The following is a 20,776-nucleotide window of genomic DNA, read 5'->3' as shown; positions in this document are numbered from 1 at the left end:
AACGGCAATGCTCCCGGGACGCAATGGACCACGGAGCAGAAACCAATGAACGCACGATGAAGCTACGGCGAAACATCCAGTGACCTGGTGCGCGGTAGCTTCAGTTGGTACTCGGAGGTTGGCCTCGCATTACAAGCCACACCTCCTCTTCCCCGAGTTTTGCTCGAACGTCAGTAGCTCTCGAACACCGAGCCCTGACCGCACACGACGCCCACACTTTACCCCGCCTTCAGGCATTGGACAAACCGAGCGCGGGAATCACCAACCGTGAATACACCTTTCAGGGCGCGGTGCCGATATCTTCGTTCCACAGGTCTGGCTTGGCCTCGATAAATTCGGCCATCAGCTCGATGCAGCGCCGATCGGCGAGAACCGTGACCGACACACCGTTTTCGCGAAGCCACTCATGTCCACCGGTGAACGTCACGCTCTCCCCGACGATCAGCGAACCGATATTGAACTGACGCACCAACCCACTGCAGTACCAACACGGTGAGAGCGTCGTCACCATGGTGGTCGACCGATAATCACGTTGGCGTCCTGCGGCCCGGAATGCATCGGTCTCACCGTGCACCGAAGGATCATCGTGTTGAACGCGGCGATTACGGCCGCTACCGAGGAGGGTCCCGTCGGAGGCGAAGAGCGCCGCGCCGATCGGAATTCCGCCTTCCCGTTTCCCCCACTCTGCCTGAGCAATCGCGATCTGCAACATCTGCTCGGGATCAGGCATCTCCGTCTTCATCATGGCTCACACTCTGGGCGCAACATCCGACCAATACAACAGTCGGTTTCAGGCGCGTAGGCCTCCGATCAACAACTCCACGATCTCGTCGGCCAGCGCCTCGGTTTCTGCGAGCGCCTGACCTTCGCGATGCCGATACCAGAGGTCGACGCCATTGAGGCTGCTGAGCAGGACTTTTGCGGCCATTCGCGGCGACGACACCTGAACTGAACCGTCCGCGACACCTTCAGCCATGACCTCTTCGAACAGGTTCTCGTAGTCGAGTCGGAGAGCATTCAACTCCACCAGCGCCTGCCGCTGCCGCGGTTTGAGCGCCGAACTCATCTGCCCGCGCACGCCTTGATGGATCGCGTGATGATGGCCGAGATGAGTCATCAGATTGATCAGATGCGCCCGCGACATAGCTTGAAGCCGCTCGAGTCCGGTTCCCCCCGCACTCACTTCCTCGTCGATCTCGGCCCGGAGCCGGTTCATACCGTGCTCGAAAACTGCAAGGTAGATGTCGAACTTCGACCGAAAGTGGTAATAGACAAGACCTTTGGTAGCGCCGATGCGGTCTGCCAGATCGTCGATCGTGGTCGAGGCGTAGCCGTCGGCAGCAAAAGCGTCGGCCGCTGCCCTGATGATCACGGAGCGCATATCCGGCACATCAGCACTCATCATTCACCGTTCCCTACCTTGACTGTTGATACCCTTTGGCATAGTAATACTCAGTAGTATCCCAGATCAGAGAGGTTTTCCCATGTCGTTGGATTTCTCAGGCAAGGTCGCAATCATCACCGGCGCCGGCGGTGGCCTCGGCCGCGCCCACGCGCTGGCACTCGCGTCACGTGGCGCACGCGTCGTCGTCAATGACATGGGAGGCTCCGTCAACGGCAGCGGCGGCGCCGACACCGCAGCAGCCAAGGTCGTCGCGGAAATCATCGAACTGGGCGGCGAAGCGATTGCCGATCACTGCGACATCACCAACCCCGACGCCGTTGCCGCCATGGTCGCCGCCGCAATCGAGAAGTGGGGGCGCGTCGACATTCTGATCAACAACGCCGGAATCCTGCGCGACAAGTCCTTCATCAAGGCCGAGCTCGACGACTTCCGCAAGGTCATCGACGTTCACCTCATGGGTTCCGTCATCTGCTCCAAGGCAGTCTGGCCGCACATGGTCGAGCAGAACTACGGCCGCATCCTCATGACGACGTCCGCTTCGGGCATCTACGGCAACTTCGGTCAGGCCAACTACGGCGCCGCCAAGTCCGGCGTCGTCGGCTTGATGAACGTGCTTTCCATCGAAGGCGAGCGCAAGGGCATTCGCGTCAACTCCCTCGCGCCGACGGCTGCGACCCGCATGACCGAGGATCTTCTCGACGAGGCGACTCTCGCTCTCCTCGCCCCCGAGTCGATTTCACCCGGCGCGCTGTTCATGGTCTCCGACGACGCCCCCACCAAGACGATCCTCAGTGCCGGCGCGGGTGTCTTTGCTATCGCTCGTATGGAGGAGTCGCAGGGCGTCTACATCCCCCAGGATGCGCTCTCCCCCGAGGTCGTCGCAGAGCGTTGGGCCGAGATCAGTGACATGACCGATTCTGTCCAGGTGCATGCGGCCTTCGATCAGACTCGTCGTTTCGTCGAAAAGGCGGTAGCCGAGAAATCTGCTGTCTGATGTAGTCGGCGCGGTGTCCGACGAGAGCGATCGGACACCGTGTCGGTACCTCGGTGCATAGTGATCCGGACATGATCTTTGCACCGAAAGGCCCACGATGAGTAGCTGGTCAGATCGCCCGATCTGCGCGTTCGACCTCGAGACCACCGGGCGCGATCCATCCACAGCCCGGATCGTCAGCGCCTGCGTTGCTGTCGTGGACGGATCTCAGGTCGAAACACGCACCTGGCTCCTCGATCCCGGCGTCGACATCCCGGCCGGTGCTATCGCAATTCACGGCATCACCACCGAGTACGCGGCCGAGCACGGGCAGAACTACGCCGAGGGCTACGAAGAAATTCGAGAGGCCCTCCACAATTCCTGGGCCCGCGACCACGCCGTCGTTGCGTTCAATGCGTCCTACGACCTCACGGTCATGCACGCGGAGGGTCTTCGAATCGGCAAGCCCGCTCTGGTTCCCGGCCTGGTTATCGACCCTTACGTCATCGATCGTGCGATGGATAAATTCCGCAAGGGAAAACGGAGCTTGGCCGCGGTATGCGAATTCTACGGAATTGCACTCGAATCCGCGCATGAGGCGGAGGCTGACGCAATGGCCGCAGCTCACCTCGCGCACGCACTGGCGGTTCGTTTTCCCGAACTCGCCGAGCTGGATCTCATGGTCGATCAAGCGGATTGGCACGGCGAACGCCAGCGCGATTTTGCGCAGTACCTGAAGGATCAGGGCAAAGACGCGTCAGACGTCGACGACCAGTGGCCTATTCGCATCATCGCGTGATGCGAATCGCGCCTCAGAGCCGTTCCGAAATCTGCTTCCGAAGCTCTTCTCGAGACTGTTTCCCGGTGTGCGTTCTCGGCAGCATTTCCAATTCGACGTAGACACGCGGCACCTTGTACGCGTTCAATCGTTCACGGCAAAAATCGATCAGATCATCGGAATCGACGCGGCGGCGGGGAATCGGAATCACGCACGCGACAAGTCGTTGGCCCTGACGTTCGTCGGCCACTCCGATCACGACAGCTTCGAGGATCAGGGGATGCTGCAACAAGACCGTCTCGACTTCTTGTGGGTACACGTTGAACCCGCTGACGATCACCATGTCTTTGGCACGCGAAACGACATAGAGATGTCCGTCGTCATCCGTCCAGCCGATGTCTCCGGTCCGTAACCATCCGTCGCCGTCCACAGTGTTGTCGATCGTCGATTCCGCGACTTCGCCCGCTTCGAGGTAGCCGGGCATGACGTTGTAGCCGGAGCAGAGAACGTGACCGTCGACATCCGGCGGGAGTGGGTAGCCGTAATCGTCGACAATCCGGATATCAAGGCCGTCAATGGGAGTCAGCATCGCGAGCGAACCCGACCCACCCTCGACAATGCTGCCGATAGCGACGGTTCCGCATGCTTCGGTAAGTCCGTAGCCGACAAACATGCTTGCGATACCGAGCTCCCGGCAGGCTGCTCGCATGCGATCGAGCGGAACCTCGGAACCCCCGCTCACTGCCATCCGGCATACCGTTCCGATGTCCTCCCTTCCACTGTTCACGAGATCGAACAGAATGGTCGGCGGACCCATCATCACACTGACTCTGTCGCGGACTATGACATCGGCGAGGTCTGATCGGTCGTACTGCTCGACCACCCGGACTGATGCTCCAGCAGCCATTGCAGTCAACAGCACTCCGTTGAATCCGAACGAATGGGCAAACGGGACGGCACCGATCACACGATCCGCACTCGTCAACCCGAGCCTGTCTGCGACTGCGGAGTACAACCGTGTCAACTGTCCGTGGGTCATGGGAACCTGTTTGGACGCACCCGTCGAACCAGACGTGGACAGAATCAGAGCCACATCGTCGTGCTCGGCAAACGGCCGGCCGACTCGAGGCGGTGTGATTTTCGCAGAGCGCATGATGTCCACGATCCGGGAGTCGTCGATGACCAACGCCGGAACTGTGACATCCAGAATTCGGGAGGACTCCATGCCGCTGACACCATGCCCGATGGGAACGACTGTTGCACCGGCGCAGAGGATCCCCAGGGCTATGCAGACCCAATCCATGGAGTTCCGGCCGGTGAGAACCACACGATCTCCCGGTTGCACACCTGAATTCGCGAGCACGGACGCAACTCGTAAGGCGTGGTCTGCAAGTTCGCCGTAAGTGATTTCCCGGTGGCCGTCGAGCAAAGCCACCCGGTCTCGGTACCGCTCCGCCAAGACCAAGCAGAGCTCGTCGAGCGTCCGCGCGGGAAAATCACGCTGCATGTCTGCATTCAAGCATTCACTCGGTGCAGGATTCGATGGACCTCCCGGTGAGCGGTTTCCCCGCATCTGCACTAATAGTCCTTTTCAAAATATTTCTAACAGAACTACTTGCAATAGCCTACCGACGGGTATTCTTCGATCATGGCCAAGGACGAAACGCCCACGGATGTGCCCTCCCTGAGACCCACGAGTTGGGCTGTTCTCGGTCTGTTGTCCTTCGGATCCGAACTTTCGGGATACGACCTCAAGAAGTGGGCAGACTGGAGCCTTCGATTCTTCTACTGGGCTCCGTCGTACAGTCAGATCTACAGCGAACTCAAAAGCCTCGAAGCGCACGGCTTTGCAACATCGCGCGTCGTGAGTACCAACGACGTCAAAAGTAAGCGACTCTACAAAATCACACCGGCTGGAACCGATGCTGCGGCGCTGTGGGCGAACGAATCCCCCGTCGAACCCGCTGTACTCAAACACGGTGTCATGCTTCGAATGTGGCTCGGTCATCTAGCAGACCCGGACAAGTTGCAATCCGCTCTCACCGAGCATCGAGACCAAGCGGAGAAGATGCGAATACGCGCCATCGCTGATGCTGAAGGCGCTTCCGAAGAGCCCGGCTGGGCCTATCCAGAACTCGTATTGCGTTGGTCGGAAATGTACTACGAATCCGAGCGAGATCGCGCAAACTGGATGTTGGAGAACATGTCCCGACTCGCCATGGATAAGTCCTCAGCGGGGCGCGCACGACGGAAGAAGCCGAAACCACTGACACCGAACGAGCTTCGCAAGCACGACAACTGAATCGACACTCACGCCGCCGCAACCGGCCGATATCGAAGCAGCGTGATGTCCCGCTCCGGATAGTCACAAAATACGGGTTCCACGCGCATACCTACGCTCAGTTCCACGTCACCGACATCCACCAATTCGGTACTGAACCGTGGACCCTCGTCCCACTGCACAACCGCCAGGAATTGTGGCAACGAATCCGACCACGGCGGCGCTGTCGGACGGTCTGTAACCGTGTAGGTATACAGCGTGCCCATCCCGCTGATTTCACTCCATTCGAGGTCGTCAGCCAGCGTACGGGGGGCCAAAACACGCGGGTAGAACACAAACTCTTCCGAAGACGGCGAATACTGAATTTTGATCTTTCTCTCTCGCAACGCATCCCAGAACGGAGCAGAAACGGGCGTCGGTTCCGGAAACGGCTTTTCGATCGACATCACTAATCTCCTTGGAGGATCAACGCAACTTGTTCACTCATGATGCCGCCGTTGCCGGTGACGAAAGCGGTATTGCAGTCGTCGACCTGTGCGTCACCGGACCTACCCATCAACTGACGGACACCGTCGCACACATGATGCATTCCACCAGCCATTCCGGCTTGCCCGAAGGACAATTGGCCGCCGGCCGTATTCAGCGGGAAGTCACCACGGAAGGTCAGGTCCCGCGAAGACACCCACTCCATACCCTTCCCCTTCTCACAGAAGCCCGCGTCCTCGAGGCTCATCACTACCGTGATCGTGTAGCAGTCGTAGATCGACGCCATATCCACTGCCGAACGTGAGATACCGGCCATGTCGAACGCAGTATTTGCGGCCTTCGCAATGGGCGTCCGCACCATGTCTTCTGCGTAAGTCGGCGTCTTGAAGGACACGTGCTCACCGAATCCCTTGATCCAGACCGGCCGATTGCGACCACGGCGTGCAATATCCGCATTGGCGACAACGACACCTGCCCCGCCCTGGACGCGCATGACCACTTCGAGCATCCGAATGGGGTCTGCAATCATCGGACTCGCCAACACGTCTTCGATGGTGATCGGCTTTCCGTGGAACGCGGCGCCGGGGGTAGCGCAGGCATTGGTCCGCTGGTCCACCGCGATCTTTGCGGTAGCTCGCTCGTCATACCCGAATTCCGCGGCATACCGCTGAGCAATCTGCGCGTATGGCGCGTTCTGACCGAGATTGCCGTACGGAATCTCGAATTCCGCTTGAGGAGAACCGAACTTGCCGCTCGAGGCGCCGAGGTACCCCGGATCCACAGCAGGCTGAATTCGAGATTTCGGGGTCATGAACGAGCCTGGAACGATGACCAACACCGCGTCGCAGATACCCAATTCGACGGCAGCTGCAGCGCGCCACACCATTCCGGCGGCCGTGGCACCACCGAGGTCGACGCGTTCACCGAAATTCAGCGGAATTCCGAGATACTCGGAGAGCGTGGCCGGAGCAAACATCTCGGATTCCGCAATCCCGTGTGTGACAAGACCGTTGATCTGCGATGCCTCGAGCCCGGCATCGTCGATCGCCATTTTGGAAAGCATCGCCCACTGCTCGATCGTGAACTGTTCCGGTCGAGTCTGCTTACGTTGCGCCGGCAATTCACAGAATCCGACGATCGCAGCCTCACCGCGCAGACCGGCCATCAGGAAACTCCCATCGACGGAAATTCGGGTCTACGAGGCAAACACACAGTCGCCGTTCCCGGCATCAGGACCGAGCCTTCACGTACACCCGCGAGCTCCAGATCGACCAGCGCCCTTCCGTTCTCGTTGCGCTTGCCGGTCACGGTACCCGTGAACTCCAACGGTTCCCCGGGGAAAGCAACGGCCCGGTTGGATGCCGAGAAGTTCACCAACGATCCAGCGCCACCGATCCAGTCTGTGACGACCCGGGCAAGCAGCGCCGCTTGGAGCGGCCCCTGCACAACAACGTCCCGATACCCCTCGACGTCTACAGCCCAGCTACGGTCGTAGTGGATTCGGTGCCCGTTGTATGTGGCTGCACTGAAGAGGAACATCTGCAATTGGTTGACGCTCACGTGTAGAACCGGGATCGAATCGCCGGTCGCTACGTCGTCGAAATACACCTGCGGTGACATGACTGCCATCTCTCCCTCGCTACGGACGCGCGATCATCGAGGTGGTGGCCTCGGCCAGCACCTCGTCGTTCTGATTTGTATAGATGGTTTTCCAGGTCACCAGCACGAACCGGCCGGACCGTCCACGCTTCTCCTCCACCGAGTCCACGACGCGCACGCTGGTGACCACGTCGCCGTCATAGCCTGGTCCGAAGAACGTGGTGTTCTCTCCTCCTGCCATACGTTTGGGGCACAATGGGAAAACCAGATTTCCGGAGGCTGCACCGGAAGATCCATCCACTCTGAGCTCCGAAATCGGAGTCACCCCGAGGATCGCGTACTGCAGATACAGTGGAGGACAGACGATATCGCGATACCCGTGGGCGCGAGCATAGCCACCGTCGAAGTACAACAGGTTGGTCTCACCGACGGACACAGCCCACCGTTGCCAATCCCGGGCGACGACGGCACCGGTGACCTCGGAGACAACATCCCCGATTCGCGCTGCGACTTCATCGGGAACCAGAGATTCCGAGTCGGGAATCAAGATCATATTTTCAGTCATAGTCGTTCTCTCTCAAGCTATTTGATGATCGGTTACCAGTCCGGAATCCTCGAGTTCGGCATACTTCTCGTCGGAGTATCCGAGAATCTCCTTGTAGACGTACTCGTTGTCCTCACCGAATCCCGGAAGCACTCGGCCGAAAGCCACATCGAATCCCTCAGCCCGCCAGGGATGTCCCGGATAACGATGGGTTCCCACCGCGGGATGTGATCGTTCCTGGAACCACTCACGTTCGCGGAGGTGAGGATCTGCAAGTACGGCGCACTCGTTCATGACCATGCCCGAAGGGATTCCCAACTCTTGCAGATCACGAACGATACTGTCCGCGCTCAACTCGCGAGTCCATCGAGAAATGCGATCCCGGATACTCACTGAATTCGAATGTCGGACGGAAGCATCCGAACCGGACGCGGCGAAACCGTCGCCACCGATCACTCCTGCCAACGCCGCCCAGTCCCGATCGTCTCGTACGGAGATCGCAACCCAGACATCGTCGTCCGCACTGAGGAAAACATCCTGCAGCACATGGGGATCCGTATTTCCGAGTATCTCCGGAATTCTGTCGTTGACCTGTGCGTCGAGTACGAACTCACCGATCTCCGCCATGACATTTTCAGCTTGTGCGAACTCGACAAGACCACCGACGCCCGTGTGCTCCCGATCCCAGAGCGCCGCCATCACGGCGAAGGCCAGCCCCGCCGGCGCCGCCTCGTCCATGTGGTAGTTCTCTCCGGCCGAATCCGGCTCCTCACCCTCGTAACCGTCCATCGCCGCTATGCCTACCAGCGAGTTGAAGTTGGGCCCGTAACCGAGGTAATCACTCATCGGACCGGTCATACCGAGCGGAGGCATTCGAGCGACGATCAACCGTGGATTGATCTCGAGCAGGCGCTCGTGTCCCAGCCCCAACTTCTCCAACGTGCCGTTCGAATTATTCTCCACCAGAACGTCACTGACTTTGATCAGCTCGATCGCCGCAGCGTGACCTCCCTCGGTGTCGAGGTTCATACACGCCGACAGTTTGTTCCGGGAATGCCAGTTGAACAGCGCAGTACGGTCGTAAGGCCGCTCGCCGGGATCTTTGTCCGGATATGTGCCACCGTGGTAGCCGGTCTGCGCGATCGACTCCTTCGTAGTCTTCGCCGAGACCTGCCTGCTGACCCGATTGTTCCCTTCGAGGCGAATCACTTCCGCACCCAGGTCGCCCAACAACGCGGTCGCCCCCGGACCCGACCATACGACGGTCAAGTCCACGACGCGGATACCTTCGAGTGGGTAGTTCATTCGGATCCTCCTGCAGTCGTGAGAGACTCACGGATCTCTGGCCCATGTTGGTCGAGTGTCGGCGCGGTGTGGCGCAACCGGAACCCGTTGGCCATCCGCCACGGCGCTCCGGTGTAGTCCAACGTGCCGGCAACAGGATGCGAACCACGAACGAATGCATCCCGGCTACGAAAATGCTCGTGGCGAAGCAGTTCCGAGACGTCGAGATACGCAGTGACGGGGATACGCGCCGCTTCACACCGCTCCATGATCGCCACCTTCGGGCGCACCGCAAACCACTCGATGACGTAGTCCATGAACTCCTCACGATCGGTACCGACAATCGTTTCGCGCCCGTGATAGCGCGAATGAAATTCACGATCATGCTCGCCCACGATGTCGACCAGCCGATTCCAGAAGGCCTGATTGGTCACGTACAGCATCACGAAACCGTCACTGGCCCGGAACGGTCCGGTGAAAGTCACGCCGTGCCGATGCGGACTACGGACTCCGCGCGGGGCATTCATGCCGGAATAGGCCGCAGACACCAGATACGACGCTCGACGATCCGCTCCCGCGAGCAGAACCTCCTGACCGGATACGTCGATCACCGATCCCCCGCCAGTACGCCGCGCACTGAACAGCCCTGCCATCGTGGCCTCTCCGGCGGTACGGCCGATCGTGTAGTGCTCGAGCAGACCAGGCTTTCGCAACGGGGCACGATCCGCTCCGCCGGTCGCGTTCATCGGCCCACCGGCAGCTTGAAGAACCAATCCTGTCGCTTCACGATCCCGGTACGGCCCAGTCTGACCGAATGCACTGATTCGTGTGATCACCAAACGAGGGTTTCTCGCCTGCAACACATCCGGGCCCAGGCCCAGCATCTCCAGGTGACCCGGCCGAAAGGACTCCACAACTGCGTCGGCAGTTTCGACGAGGCCCAGCAGTACCTCGCGGTCCGAGTCCGATTCCAGATCCAGAGCCAGAGACTTCTTGTTGGTGTTCAGATGAAGGAAGAGAGCGCTTCGTTCCGGATCGGGGACATCTCCAGGGAAAGGCCCCCACGACCGTGTCAGGCTTCCGGTGCCAGGCTTTTCGATCTTCACCACGTCCGCACCGAAGTCGGCAAACATCTTTGTGGCGTACTCACCAGCTACCCACCGAGAAAGATCCAGGATTCGCAGGTCTTGGAGAGCCTGACGTGATTCCGCGTGCGATTCATGGGACAAGACCAAGCTCCTTCTGCAACCAGGTGGCAGCGATATCAGCTGTGCCGAAACGTATTTCCGTAACCTTTGCTCGCTCGGACCACAGATGCAGGTCAGTCTCGAGGACATACCCCATTCCGCCGTGCAACTGATGACCGTCGAGCGTCGCACGCTTGTACGCTTCGTTGCAGTGCATTTTTGCGATTGCAACTGCACGTGTGGCCGATTCTCCGCGGGCAGTCCACCAGACCGCCTGCGTAGCCGCCAACCGGGCGCCTTCTATCAGAATGTGTATATCCGCGATAATGTGTTGCGCGGCTTGAAAACTGCCGATTGATCGCCCGAACTGCTCGCGCTGGGCGACGTAGTTCACCGTCCGTTCCAAGACTGCGGCGGCACCCCCCACCATCTCCATGCATTGCAGAGCAACCGCCGCATCCGCAACCCACCGGACGTCGTCGCGGCTCAGCCCATTCCCACTCTCGCCGAGAGAAACCGCGTCGTCCGGTACAAAGACATCGACCAGTTCAACACGACTGACCTTCTCGCCGGACATTGTCGAGAGCATGACACTGTTCCAGCCCGCGTCGGCCGGGTTTACGAAGGCGCCGATCAGTCGCTCGGGTTCGGCAAACACCGTCGTACGAGCGGTCAACAGAACCACGTCCGCGATCGAGGTATTCAAGGCAAAGGCGATAGCGCCGTTGAGTAGCCATCCACCCGGAGCCGGCGTTGCCGTTACGGTGGGACGGATATCCGCTGCATCGGACGGATTCCAGGCCGCGACGGTGGCCCGAAGTTCGCCGCCGGCCACACCGGACAGATACCGGCTGCGTTGCTCCGGTGAGGCCAGACGGCCGACGGCTACACCGAATTGCAATGTGCTGTAGACGATTGACGGGCACAGAACCCGGCCGCCTTCGCGGAAGAACACGCCGAGCTCGTACAACCCCGCACCGCCACCGCCGTACTCTTCGTCAACCGCCACACCGAGTACACCGACCTCTGCCAGCGCCGCCATCAACTTGTCGGGAATCCCATCCGACGCCGGTTTGGCCAATTCACGCACCAGGCTGATCGGACATTGTTTTGCCAGTACCGCGCTCACCATCGTCTGCAGATCGAGTTCGTCTTGGGTAGCAACAAGTTTCATCAGCGATCTCCTACGCGGTCGAGGAATGTCAAGGTCATGTCAGCGTCCGTAACTCGGCAGGCCGTGTCCGCGCTGCGCTATGACGTCTCGCAGAACCTCGTTTGCGCCGGCGCCGAATCGAAGCAATGGGGCAGCGCGGTACAAACGCTCGAACTTACCCGCCATCACGGCATTCGAATCGGAACCCGCAATCAACCCGGCTGAACCGAGCATCGACGTTCCGATGTCAGCGATCCTTTGTCTGAGCTCACTGGAGAACACCTTCTCCGTGCTCACGAGCACCGACGGAATAGTTCCGCTTTCCAACAGTGACGAAGCTTCGAAACCCATGAGCTGTGCGAGTTCGACATCGGCGTCCAACTGCGCAAGTTTGCGTCGTATGTCTGCGCTGTCGACGGGTCGCGTTCCGTCCTCACGGATCTCGCGGGAGAGAATCAACAGATCGTCGACCGCTCGTCGGAGGTCGCCCGCATTGGTGAGTGCACCTCGCTCCAGGTCCAATGCGCCGGTGATGTACTTCCAGCCCTTGTCGACCTCACCGATCAAGTTCGTCACGGGGACACGGACGTTGTCGAAAAACGTCTCGTTGGTTCGATATCCGGACCATGCCGTGATCGGACGAATCACGATGCCCGGCGCATCGATCGGTACGATGATCACCGAAATTCCCTTGTGCTTGGGCACTTCGGTATTGGTACGGACACACAGCCATTCGTGAGTGACGCGCTGCGCCATACTGTTCCAGATCTTGGAACCGTTGATCACCCACTCGTCACCCTCACGTACTGCCCGTGTCTTCAAACTCGCCAGGTCGGTACCCGCATTCGGTTCGGAATACCCGACTGCGCAGGTCAACTCGCCTCGAGCGATAGGTGGAAGGAACTCCTCCCGATTCTGCCGAGTGCCGTGACGCATGATCATCGGAGCCACGGAGGTGACCGTCAGATCAGGGCCCGGCACACCCCAGTACTCGAATTCGCTGACCAACAGATGCTGGTAAACCGCTCCCAGCCCGAGTCCGCCGAATTCCTCAGGCCAGTTCAGTCCGAACCATCCCTTGGCTCCGATCTTTCGGCGGAATGCAGTGAGTTCTCCGCCAATGAACTCGAGATCGTGTTCGACCATCTCCGCACGTAGTTCCGACGTGACGTTCTCAGCGAGAAATGCGCGTACCTCTTCACGCCAGGCTCGTTGGCTCGCGTCGAGTTCAAAGTCCATGATCATCCGTTCCGATTCCACTGTTGATGGCAGAGCGCCTTGCCCTCAGTTGCACGATTCGATGCTTTCGAAAAGCTCAGGGTCGGAACGCAGGACGGCCCGCACTGCCGATTCCCAGAACCCGTAGTAGCTGTTGCCGTCACTTCCGGCCATACGATCGAGCCACCAATTGGGCAACGATGTCTTCGACGGCCCGTCGGCTACTCGAATCATCCAGGCGTTCTTGCAACGCTGTTCGAGTGCGACCGCTCGGAGGTAGACAGCCGCGGCAGTGCTCCCGGTTACGAAGACGCCATGCCCGGCGAGAAGTGCCCGATCAGCCTGACCGATCGACCGTATCGCGGATTCAGCCGCAGCCATGCTGTCGACGGCACCTTCGTATTCGTCGACGAGGACCACTTCACCGCCACCGAGGCTCGAACTCTGATCGTAGGCTGGTGGAACCTCGCCCAAATCTGCCCAGACCGTGCCGAATTCGGAATGATTGTGCAACGCGATACCCACATCCGGCCGCGCTCGGTGCAGTGCAAGATGCAGCGGAATCCCCAAGGGAACAGGCCAATCACCTTCAAGGACCTTGCCGTCCAGATCGATGCGGATGATGTCGGCCGGGAGAATCTCCTCCCAGGTCAGAAGCCACGGATTGCACAACATGGTGCCGTCTCCGAGGTTGTATGTGATGTGTCCGGCGAGATGATCCCGATAACCCTCATTCCACAGTGCACGGGCAAGAACGACAATCTGTTCCGCCGGCGTCAGATCCGGGATCAGTTGCGCCACAGACGGCTTGAACTTCTTCACATCGACCTCTCGATACTTCGCAGGTTCGGAAAATTGCACGTCGAAGGTAATTTCACGAGATCTGTTGCATTATAAGTATCTCTATGCGATACTGTGTATCAATTCTGTATCAACAATAGGGGTGAGCCAGATCTCAGTCAAGACAATCGGTGGTCTCACGCGTGGTCTTCACGTCATCGAGGCCATCGCAGCCCATCAACCTATCGGGTTGACAGCGCTCGCCCGCCTACTCGACATCGACAAGAGCGCCATGCAGCGCACCCTGGCGACTCTTCATGAAGCCCAATGGATTCGCCCCGCCGGCGACGCCCCACCCCGGTGGGAACTCTCCACTCGCTGCGTCGTCGTCGCCGGCCAGGTCTACAACGGCTCGTCACTTACAGCACGCGCACAACCGGTCATGACAGAGCTCCGCAATGCAACCGGAGAGAGCGTTCATCTCGCCGTTGCAGAGAACGAACACATGATCGTGCTCGGCGTAGTCGACGGCAACCAGATGGTCCGTACAGCGCTGAAGGTAGGACAGGTACACGCGCCCGAGACCAGCGCTTCCGGACGCGTGATCCACGCCTATCTCACACAGCAAGAACGCGAAAACGGTTCGAGCGAACCACATTTGTTGCTGAGTCCTCAGGAATACCAAGAGATTCGCTCTCGCGGATGGTCCGTCAGCGCCGGTGCAGTACAGCAGGGATCAACCAGTCTCGCTTCAGCGATCCTCGATGTATCAGGCTCTCCGATCGGCGCGGTAGTGATCAGCGGGCCCGAAACACGAGTCACGGAAGACTACTTCGCTCATTACGGCCAGTTACTCCGAACTGCCGCAGACCAGCTCGGTGGGACGCCTTGAGCAGTCGTCAGTCGACTTGCGTCGAAAATGCGACTATCGCCAGACGGACCTGTTCGGATTGTGCGGTAACGCCTTTCACATCCAGCGCGGTCTCGAACGGGATCAGGCTTCCGGTCGGCAGTGATCGACCACCCAGGTCGGCTGTACCGGAGAGCACCACAACGTATCCTCGGCCCTCACACGGACGCAACGCCTCGGCCGCTAGCGCCACGCCCGGGACAAGCGCGACACCGAATGCCGAAGCACCACGACGAGTGCGGGCCAGTAGATTCAACTCACCTGTACCACTGAACTTCTCCTCAACGCTGCAGGTGAAATGCTCACCGGCACGAGTCTCACCCTTAACTCGCGACTCGGGCATGTAGTTCAGTCCGACGGCAGGATCGAGTCGCAGGGTGAAGTACGACAGACCATCCGGGCCGTCGGCGAAGATCGGGCCGTACACCGTGTACGCATCGCTGTAATGCACCGTGCCCGAGCCTATTGCGTGTCTACCCAAGCGGCCGTCACCGTCCAATACAACCTGAAATTGATCGACCTCGTGGTAGTGCGGCCGAAGTACCGGCGCTTTCTGCCCGACGAGATAGGCCTGAAAGCCACCGTCGTCCGAGCCGTCCGAATGCCCTCCCAGGTAGTCGCTCATCAAGAAATCACCAGCATCCGTGGCCCTCAGGACCGTTCGGGACTGCTCTGGCGTGACTGCATTAGGTGCCGAGTTCATCAGATCCCCGTCATCCCACGGTTTCCACAGGAACCACGCCGAAGTCCCGTTCGCGCGCCGAACGTGGCACCGGTACGGGGATCGCTTCGAGCAGGGACCGGGTGTACTCCTGCTGCGGATTCCGGAAGATGTCTGCCACCGGCCCACTCTCGACCACCTCGCCGCGCGCCATCACCAGTACACGGTCCGCGATGACTTCGATCAATGCCAAGTCGTGGCACACGAAGAGATAGGCAAGTCCTAGTTCCTCCTGAAGGTCTCGCAGGAGATTGAGCACCTGGGCACGAACCGAAACATCTAGTGCTGCAACGGGCTCATCGCAGACGATCATCTTGGGATTCAACGTCAATGCACGCGCAATAGCCACGCGCTGAAGCTGCCCACCCGACAATTCCGCTGGATATCTACCGAAATAGCGTGAGCCGATACCGACTTTGCCCAACATCTGCGTCGCCAGCTTCTCGCGCGCAGCCCGGTCCATGTCGGTATGGACGACAAGCGGTTCGATTACTGCATCCACCACTGTCATTCGTGGATTGAGTGAACTGTGCGGATCCTGGAAAATCATCTGCATCCCACGACGCATCTTGCGTAGTTCAGCCGGCTTGGCCGCCCGAACGTCGACGCCGTCAAACGTAATCGAGCCGGTATCGGGTTCGATCAACCGGAGTGCAATGCGGCCGACCGTCGATTTACCTGCGCCCGACTCCCCCACGACTGCAAGACATTCGCCGGCCTCGAGGGTGAAGCTGACATCCTTGACCGCATGGGACCACTTCGTGCGACGCCCAAGGAAGTCGCGTCCGGACGAGAACGATTTCGAGACATTCGAAACTTCGAGAAGACTCATCGCACACTCACTCCTTGCAGATCGAGATCCTGGACACGCAGGCATCGTGCTTCTCCGGTGGGAACACTCGCCATCGGTGGATGCCCCACGTCGCAGACTCCCGGAGTGACATGTCCGCATCTCGGCGCGAAACGGCAACCCGTCGGCCAATCTGCGGCTGCGGGGATTCCTCCGGGAATCGCAACCAGTCTGCGATCCGCGTTCAGTCCAGGCTGGGGTATCGACGCAAGGAGCCCAGAAGTGTAGGGATGCTGTGGCCGGAAGAAAACTTCTTCTGCAGCCGCATTTTCCGCGATCTCGCCGGCATACATGACCACAACACGCTCGCACAGCTCCGCAACCACAGCAAGATCGTGACTGACGAAGAGTAACGCCACTCCCGTCTGCTCCTGCAGATCTCGCAGCAGATCGAGGATTTTCGCTTGTACGGTCACATCGAGCGCGGTGGTGGGTTCGTCGGCAATCAGCAACCGCGGATTGCATGCCATCACCATTGCGATCATCACTCGCTGGCACATGCCACCACTGAACGCATGCGGGTACTCGGTCACCCGCTCCTTGGCTCGGGGAATCTGTACCAGTTCGAGCATCTCCACTGCCCTCGCCATAGCAGCCTTGCGATCCAAACCCAGATGCTTGCGAACGGATTCCGCGATCTGATCGCCGACCGTATAGGCAGGATTGAGACTACGAATGGGCTGCTGGAAGATCATGCCCATTCCCCTACCGCGCAGCTTTCGCCACTCACGCTCGTGAACCTTGGTCAGATCTCGTCCGTCGAATTCTATGGACCCTCTCGCAATCCGGCCGCCGGTTGCCGCGGTCAATCCCATCACCGCCAGCGACGAAACAGTCTTCCCGGATCCGGATTCACCCACCAGCGCCACGGATTCTCCGGCGCCGACGTCGAACGAGACGCCGTCGACCGTAGTTTGCCATCCGCCTGCACTCGGAAACTCGATCGTCAGATCTCGAACCCGTAGAAGCGGTTCACTTTTCGTTCCGAGCCCTGCTGATGTGCGGGTGTCATCACTAATTGTCACCATTGCGACTCCGTAGAAGGGATCGACGAACACCGTCGCCCAGGTAGGTGAAGGACAGGACGGTCAGAAAGATCATCACGCCGGGCGGCCAGACCAGGTATGGCGCAATCTGCATATTCGACGCCGCGGTACTGAGCATCGAACCCCAACTCGCGGCCGGGGCCTTTGCCCCGAGACCGAGGAAACTCAAGCTCGCTTCAGCCGCTACGGCTGCGCCGAGCGACACCGAGATGACCAGCACGACAGGCGGCAAGACATTCGGGAGGATATGGCGGACAATTGTCCTGATCGGCAAACACCCCAGTGCGATTGCGGCCTCGATATAGGTCTCTTGGCGCACATCCATGGTGGAAGCTCTTGCGACACGGAAGAATCTTGGCGCCATCACCAATCCGATGGCGAGCATCGCATTGGTGATTCCGGATCCGAGAACCGCAACGATCGTAATTGCGAGTACGAGCGACGGGGCACTCATCAACGCGTCCATCACTCGAGTGATCACGGAATCAACCCAGCCACCTCGATAGCCCGCCATAACGCCCAGCGGAAGCCCCAGAATCAGTGCGACACTCACAGCTTGGAGGGATGCTGTCAGGGAGATCCGAGCACCATAGATCAATCTGCTCAGCACATCTCGCCCGTAGTCGTCGGTTCCCAAGAGATGATCGGCGCTCGGCGGCTGCAGTCGGTTGACAACTTCCTGCAAGTACGGATCGTGCGGAGCCAGGATCGGGGCAAAAACAGCCATGAGCACCAGCAGCAGAATAAAGACACCTGCCACCAGCGTAACCGGCTTCTTCAGTAGAAGTTTCAGCCCGCGATTGCGACTGGAACGCTTCGTCGTAGCGCTCTCCGTAAGTGCCTCAGGGTCAGTCATGCGCGAACCTTAGGGTTGAAGTAGCCATAGGAAATGTCGACAAGCAGATTCACGACCACGACCACCACGGTCGTGAAGAGCACGAATCCGAGTAGCACCGGAATATCTCGGTTCTGGACGCTGTCCACCGCTAGACTTCCGAGACCTGGCATGCCATAGATGATTTCGATGGTCACTGCTCCACCCAGCACTTCGGAGACGCGGAAACCAAGCACGGTGACCACCGGGATACACGCGTTCTTGAGTCCATGTTTGAAGACGACGCTGGGGCGACTAAGGCCCTTCGCCTCCGCGTTGAGAATGTAGTCGCTCTTCAGGACTTGTCCCAGCGACGAGCGTAATTGAAGTGTCACTTCCGCGGCAGGCAGCAAGGCCAGGGCAGTACCGGGCAAAATCAGGTGCTGAATCCAAGGAACAAAGCCATCGGACAGCGGTGCGTAACCGAAGGCCGGAAAGATCTGATTCGTTACGGCAAAGACGGATACCAATACCAAGCCGAACCAGAAGGCCGGAATGGCAATCGCGATGGATGCCACGACGTTGACCATACGGTCGACGATTCCGCCGGGATGCAGCGATGCGACAACGCCGAGGACCACGCCGACCGTCACCGCAAGCACCATTGTGAAGATGACCAGCGACAGCGTTGTCGCCATCCTCCGGAGTATCAGATCCGTAACCGACTGGTCGGAGAGGAACGACGTTCCCAAATCTCCTTGCAGCACACCCCCGACCCATCGGAGATAACGCAGGAAGATGTTGTCGTCCAAATGAAGTGACGTACGGATCTCAGCCAGCCGCTCGGGCGTCGGATTCTCTCCGGCGAGAATTACCGCCGGATCTCCGGGCGACAGATCGATCAACAAGAAGATCATCAAGGGCACGATCAACAGAAGCGGCACAGCCGCCAGCAGCCGTCGCCCGGCATAACGCAACATAAGCACCCCTCACCGGCGCTTACAGCCGGTCCGTGTCGGCGGTTCCGCTTCCGGGTACGTGCAGATTGCACGTACCCGGAAGCGAACCGGTCTTCATCGAGAACGATCTGAATTCAACAGTTCTACTTGGTCAATCCGACGTATCGAAGGTCGAAGATTCCGGTGTCTACCCACGGGATGTTGTCGGCATTGACAACCTTGCCACTGAAGATCGTGGCATTCGTCTGGTTGCAGATGGGCACGAACATGGCCTCAGCCAGTGTCTTCGACCAGATCTCGTGGTACATGGTGCCCCGCTCGTCCTGGGACAACGTCGGGTTGGCTGCCTTCTTGGCAAGTGCAGCGATCTCGGGATTGCCGTTGGCGAAGTCGTACGGACCCACGACGAACGTGTTGACGGTCTCGGCCGGGTCGACCTTCGGGCTGAAACTGTTCGATACCATCGACTGGAACGCTCCGGCAATGTAGCCGGGCTCGTTCTGCGTGTTCGGCACCGGATCCAACTCGGCATCGAATCCCGCTGCAGTCAAGGATGACTGAATCACATTGGCAGGCTTCTCCGTATTGGTTCCTGCACCGAAGGTCAACTTGATCTTGGCTCCCCCAGCCGCTTCGACCAAGCTCTTGGCCTTGTTCACGTCAAAGGTGTAGGGGTACTTGTACGACGGGTCCGCTGCCCAACTCGATTCGGGGTACATCTGACGGTACGGAGTACACGTGCCCGAGAACAGCGCACTGATCGCCTCGGGATCGATGGCGTGCGCAACAGCTTGACGCACTTCAGGTTTCGCGAGGTCATCGCGCGAACGCATGAAAACACCGAGCACGTTGCGGAACTTCACCTTGTCGATACCCAGGACGTTGCGGTCCGCGAGGGTCTGCGCTTGGACGATCTCATTGGCAGAACTCACCCAACTTAGGTCGGTTGCATCGGTCTGCATACCGTTGAGACGCGTCGTCGCGTCAGGCATCGTTTTGAAGCTGATTCCGCCGAGCAATCCAGCTGCAGGATCCCAGTAATCGCCCTGCGCCCGAGTAACCTCGAGCGACTCCTCCGGTACGTACTTGCTAACGGTATACGGTCCGGATCCACTCTGGCCCGGGTCATTTCGAATGTCCGTTCCTGCCTCGATAGTCTTAGGACTGACCATCATACCGACGTTGGTACTGAACAATCCGGGTAATTCCACACCGGACCCCGGCACCAGGTTCAAGCGTGCGGTGGTCGGATCGACAACGTCGACGGACGCAATGTCGTCGAGAGCCGCCACGACTGTGCTGCCGGCCATTGTCTTTCCACGTTGGAAGTTCGCGGCGACAGCTGCGGCATCGAACTTGGATCCGTCATGGAACGTGACGTCGTCCCGCAGTTTCAATTCGAGATACGCGCCATCGGGGGCGAACTCCCATGACTTGGCAAGTCCGGGAACGAGGTTGCCGTCCTTGTCGACCATCGTCAAACGATCGAACATCGGAGTCAGATAACCCCATCCGCCGTAGCTTGCTTGCAGGTACGGGTCCAGATTTCGAGTCGGCGCCGCCGCCGTCACCCGAAGGACGGCACTGCGATCGATGTCTGCGGCCGATGCAGTCGAGCCGCCGGCCGTGGTTGTTCCGCCACCACCGCCGCAGCCGGCAACCGCCAGCGCAGTCACCAACGCCACGGCGGCAACTTTGCCTCTACCGTTCCATTTTCCGGTCATCGAATTCCTCTCGAAGTGGATCTCTACGGATCAGAAACCCCGTACGCACAGAGCCGCTCAGGTC

At 59.4% G+C, this 20,776-nt stretch carries 22 protein-coding genes; 4 read left to right on the top strand and 18 right to left on the bottom strand.

Annotated elements, in window-relative coordinates; all coding sequences use genetic code 11:
- Positions 1-280: 280 nt before the first annotated feature.
- Entirely contained in the window at positions 281-745 is a 465-nt protein-coding gene (locus tag MTX36_RS05475) for a nucleoside deaminase (protein ID WP_243618716.1), read from the bottom strand.
- 45 nt (positions 746-790) lie between these two features.
- Positions 791-1,402 carry a TetR/AcrR family transcriptional regulator gene (locus MTX36_RS05470; RefSeq protein ID WP_243618965.1) on the bottom strand — a complete coding sequence of 204 codons (612 nt, stop codon included), beginning with the start codon at positions 1,400-1,402 and terminating at the stop codon, positions 791-793.
- 82 nt (positions 1,403-1,484) lie between these two features.
- Between MTX36_RS05470 and MTX36_RS05465 the strand changes: the two genes are divergently transcribed.
- The gene (locus MTX36_RS05465) at positions 1,485-2,399 is read left to right on the top strand and encodes an SDR family NAD(P)-dependent oxidoreductase (protein ID WP_243618715.1); all 915 of its coding nucleotides are present in this window, start codon (positions 1,485-1,487) and stop codon (positions 2,397-2,399) included.
- 97 nt (positions 2,400-2,496) lie between these two features.
- Positions 2,497-3,177 (top strand): 3'-5' exonuclease, encoded by a 681-nt coding sequence (locus tag MTX36_RS05460; RefSeq protein ID WP_243618714.1) that lies wholly within the window; start codon positions 2,497-2,499, stop codon positions 3,175-3,177.
- A gap of 13 nt (positions 3,178-3,190) precedes the next feature.
- Here the strand turns inward: MTX36_RS05460 and MTX36_RS05455 are convergent, their stop codons facing one another.
- Positions 3,191-4,663 (bottom strand): class I adenylate-forming enzyme family protein, encoded by a 1,473-nt coding sequence (locus MTX36_RS05455; protein WP_243618713.1) that lies wholly within the window; start codon positions 4,661-4,663, stop codon positions 3,191-3,193.
- 141 nt (positions 4,664-4,804) lie between these two features.
- Between MTX36_RS05455 and MTX36_RS05450 the strand changes: the two genes are divergently transcribed.
- Positions 4,805-5,458, top strand: coding sequence for a PadR family transcriptional regulator (locus MTX36_RS05450; RefSeq protein ID WP_243618712.1), 654 nt, complete (start codon positions 4,805-4,807; stop codon positions 5,456-5,458).
- A gap of 8 nt (positions 5,459-5,466) precedes the next feature.
- On the opposite strand, the gene MTX36_RS05445 is transcribed toward MTX36_RS05450, so the two are convergent.
- Genes MTX36_RS05445 through MTX36_RS05405 form a run of 9 tightly spaced genes read right to left on the bottom strand, consistent with a single transcriptional unit; the run spans position 5,467 to position 13,730 of the window.
- A complete protein-coding gene (locus MTX36_RS05445; RefSeq protein ID WP_279394247.1) occupies positions 5,467-5,883 on the bottom strand; it encodes an OB-fold domain-containing protein in 417 nt (138 codons plus the stop codon).
- Positions 5,884-5,885: 2 nt separating this feature from the next.
- Positions 5,886-7,088, bottom strand: a complete 1,203-nt coding sequence (locus MTX36_RS05440) for a thiolase family protein (protein ID WP_243618710.1) — start codon at positions 7,086-7,088, stop codon at positions 5,886-5,888.
- Entirely contained in the window at positions 7,088-7,543 is a 456-nt protein-coding gene (locus MTX36_RS05435; RefSeq protein WP_243618963.1) for a MaoC/PaaZ C-terminal domain-containing protein, read from the bottom strand. Before MTX36_RS05435 ends, MTX36_RS05440 begins: the two co-directional genes overlap by 1 nt.
- A gap of 19 nt (positions 7,544-7,562) precedes the next feature.
- Positions 7,563-8,087, bottom strand: coding sequence for a MaoC family dehydratase N-terminal domain-containing protein (locus MTX36_RS05430; protein ID WP_243618709.1), 525 nt, complete (start codon positions 8,085-8,087; stop codon positions 7,563-7,565).
- 12 nt (positions 8,088-8,099) lie between these two features.
- Positions 8,100-9,371: a CaiB/BaiF CoA-transferase family protein gene (locus MTX36_RS05425; protein ID WP_243618708.1), complete on the bottom strand. Its 1,272-nt coding sequence runs from the start codon at positions 9,369-9,371 to the stop codon at positions 8,100-8,102.
- Positions 9,368-10,579, bottom strand: a complete 1,212-nt coding sequence (locus tag MTX36_RS05420; protein WP_243618707.1) for a CaiB/BaiF CoA-transferase family protein — start codon at positions 10,577-10,579, stop codon at positions 9,368-9,370. Before MTX36_RS05420 ends, MTX36_RS05425 begins: the two co-directional genes overlap by 4 nt.
- Positions 10,569-11,711, bottom strand: coding sequence for an acyl-CoA dehydrogenase family protein (locus MTX36_RS05415; RefSeq protein WP_243618706.1), 1,143 nt, complete (start codon positions 11,709-11,711; stop codon positions 10,569-10,571). The genes MTX36_RS05420 and MTX36_RS05415 overlap by 11 nt, the downstream gene beginning before the upstream one ends.
- A 39-nt stretch (positions 11,712-11,750) precedes the next feature.
- Entirely contained in the window at positions 11,751-12,929 is a 1,179-nt protein-coding gene (locus tag MTX36_RS05410; protein WP_243618705.1) for an acyl-CoA dehydrogenase family protein, read from the bottom strand.
- Between the two features lie 45 nt (positions 12,930-12,974).
- On the bottom strand, positions 12,975-13,730 hold the full coding sequence (locus MTX36_RS05405; RefSeq protein ID WP_243618704.1) for a class II aldolase/adducin family protein: 756 nt from the start codon (positions 13,728-13,730) through the stop codon (positions 12,975-12,977).
- 121 nt (positions 13,731-13,851) lie between these two features.
- Here MTX36_RS05405 and MTX36_RS05400 point away from each other — a divergent pair, with 121 nt between their 5' ends.
- Positions 13,852-14,580: an IclR family transcriptional regulator gene (locus MTX36_RS05400; RefSeq protein ID WP_243618703.1), complete on the top strand. Its 729-nt coding sequence runs from the start codon at positions 13,852-13,854 to the stop codon at positions 14,578-14,580.
- 7 nt (positions 14,581-14,587) lie between these two features.
- Here MTX36_RS05400 and MTX36_RS05395 read toward each other — a convergent pair whose 3' ends face one another.
- From MTX36_RS05395 to MTX36_RS05370, 6 genes are all read right to left on the bottom strand, one after another.
- The gene (locus MTX36_RS05395) at positions 14,588-15,223 is read right to left on the bottom strand and encodes a hypothetical protein (RefSeq protein WP_243618702.1); all 636 of its coding nucleotides are present in this window, start codon (positions 15,221-15,223) and stop codon (positions 14,588-14,590) included.
- An 88-nt stretch (positions 15,224-15,311) separates the two neighbouring features.
- Entirely contained in the window at positions 15,312-16,151 is an 840-nt protein-coding gene (locus MTX36_RS05390; RefSeq protein WP_243618701.1) for an ATP-binding cassette domain-containing protein, read from the bottom strand.
- Complete coding sequence (locus MTX36_RS05385) at positions 16,148-17,197, bottom strand: ABC transporter ATP-binding protein (RefSeq protein WP_243618700.1); 1,050 nt, start codon at positions 17,195-17,197, stop codon at positions 16,148-16,150. The genes MTX36_RS05390 and MTX36_RS05385 overlap by 4 nt, the downstream gene beginning before the upstream one ends.
- Positions 17,184-18,071, bottom strand: a complete 888-nt coding sequence (locus tag MTX36_RS05380) for an ABC transporter permease (RefSeq protein WP_243618699.1) — start codon at positions 18,069-18,071, stop codon at positions 17,184-17,186. Before MTX36_RS05380 ends, MTX36_RS05385 begins: the two co-directional genes overlap by 14 nt.
- Positions 18,068-19,009 (bottom strand): ABC transporter permease, encoded by a 942-nt coding sequence (locus MTX36_RS05375; protein WP_243618698.1) that lies wholly within the window; start codon positions 19,007-19,009, stop codon positions 18,068-18,070. Before MTX36_RS05375 ends, MTX36_RS05380 begins: the two co-directional genes overlap by 4 nt.
- 122 nt (positions 19,010-19,131) lie before the next feature.
- On the bottom strand, positions 19,132-20,712 hold the full coding sequence (locus tag MTX36_RS05370) for an ABC transporter substrate-binding protein (protein ID WP_243618697.1): 1,581 nt from the start codon (positions 20,710-20,712) through the stop codon (positions 19,132-19,134).
- Between the last annotated feature and the right edge of the window lie 64 nt (positions 20,713-20,776).

This window comes from Rhodococcus sp. ARC_M6, assembly GCF_022810305.1.
GTDB lineage: Bacteria > Actinomycetota > Actinomycetes > Mycobacteriales > Mycobacteriaceae > Rhodococcus_F.
The sequence above is the reverse complement of the archived record's forward strand: the minus strand, read 5'-3'. Positions and strand labels throughout refer to the sequence as shown.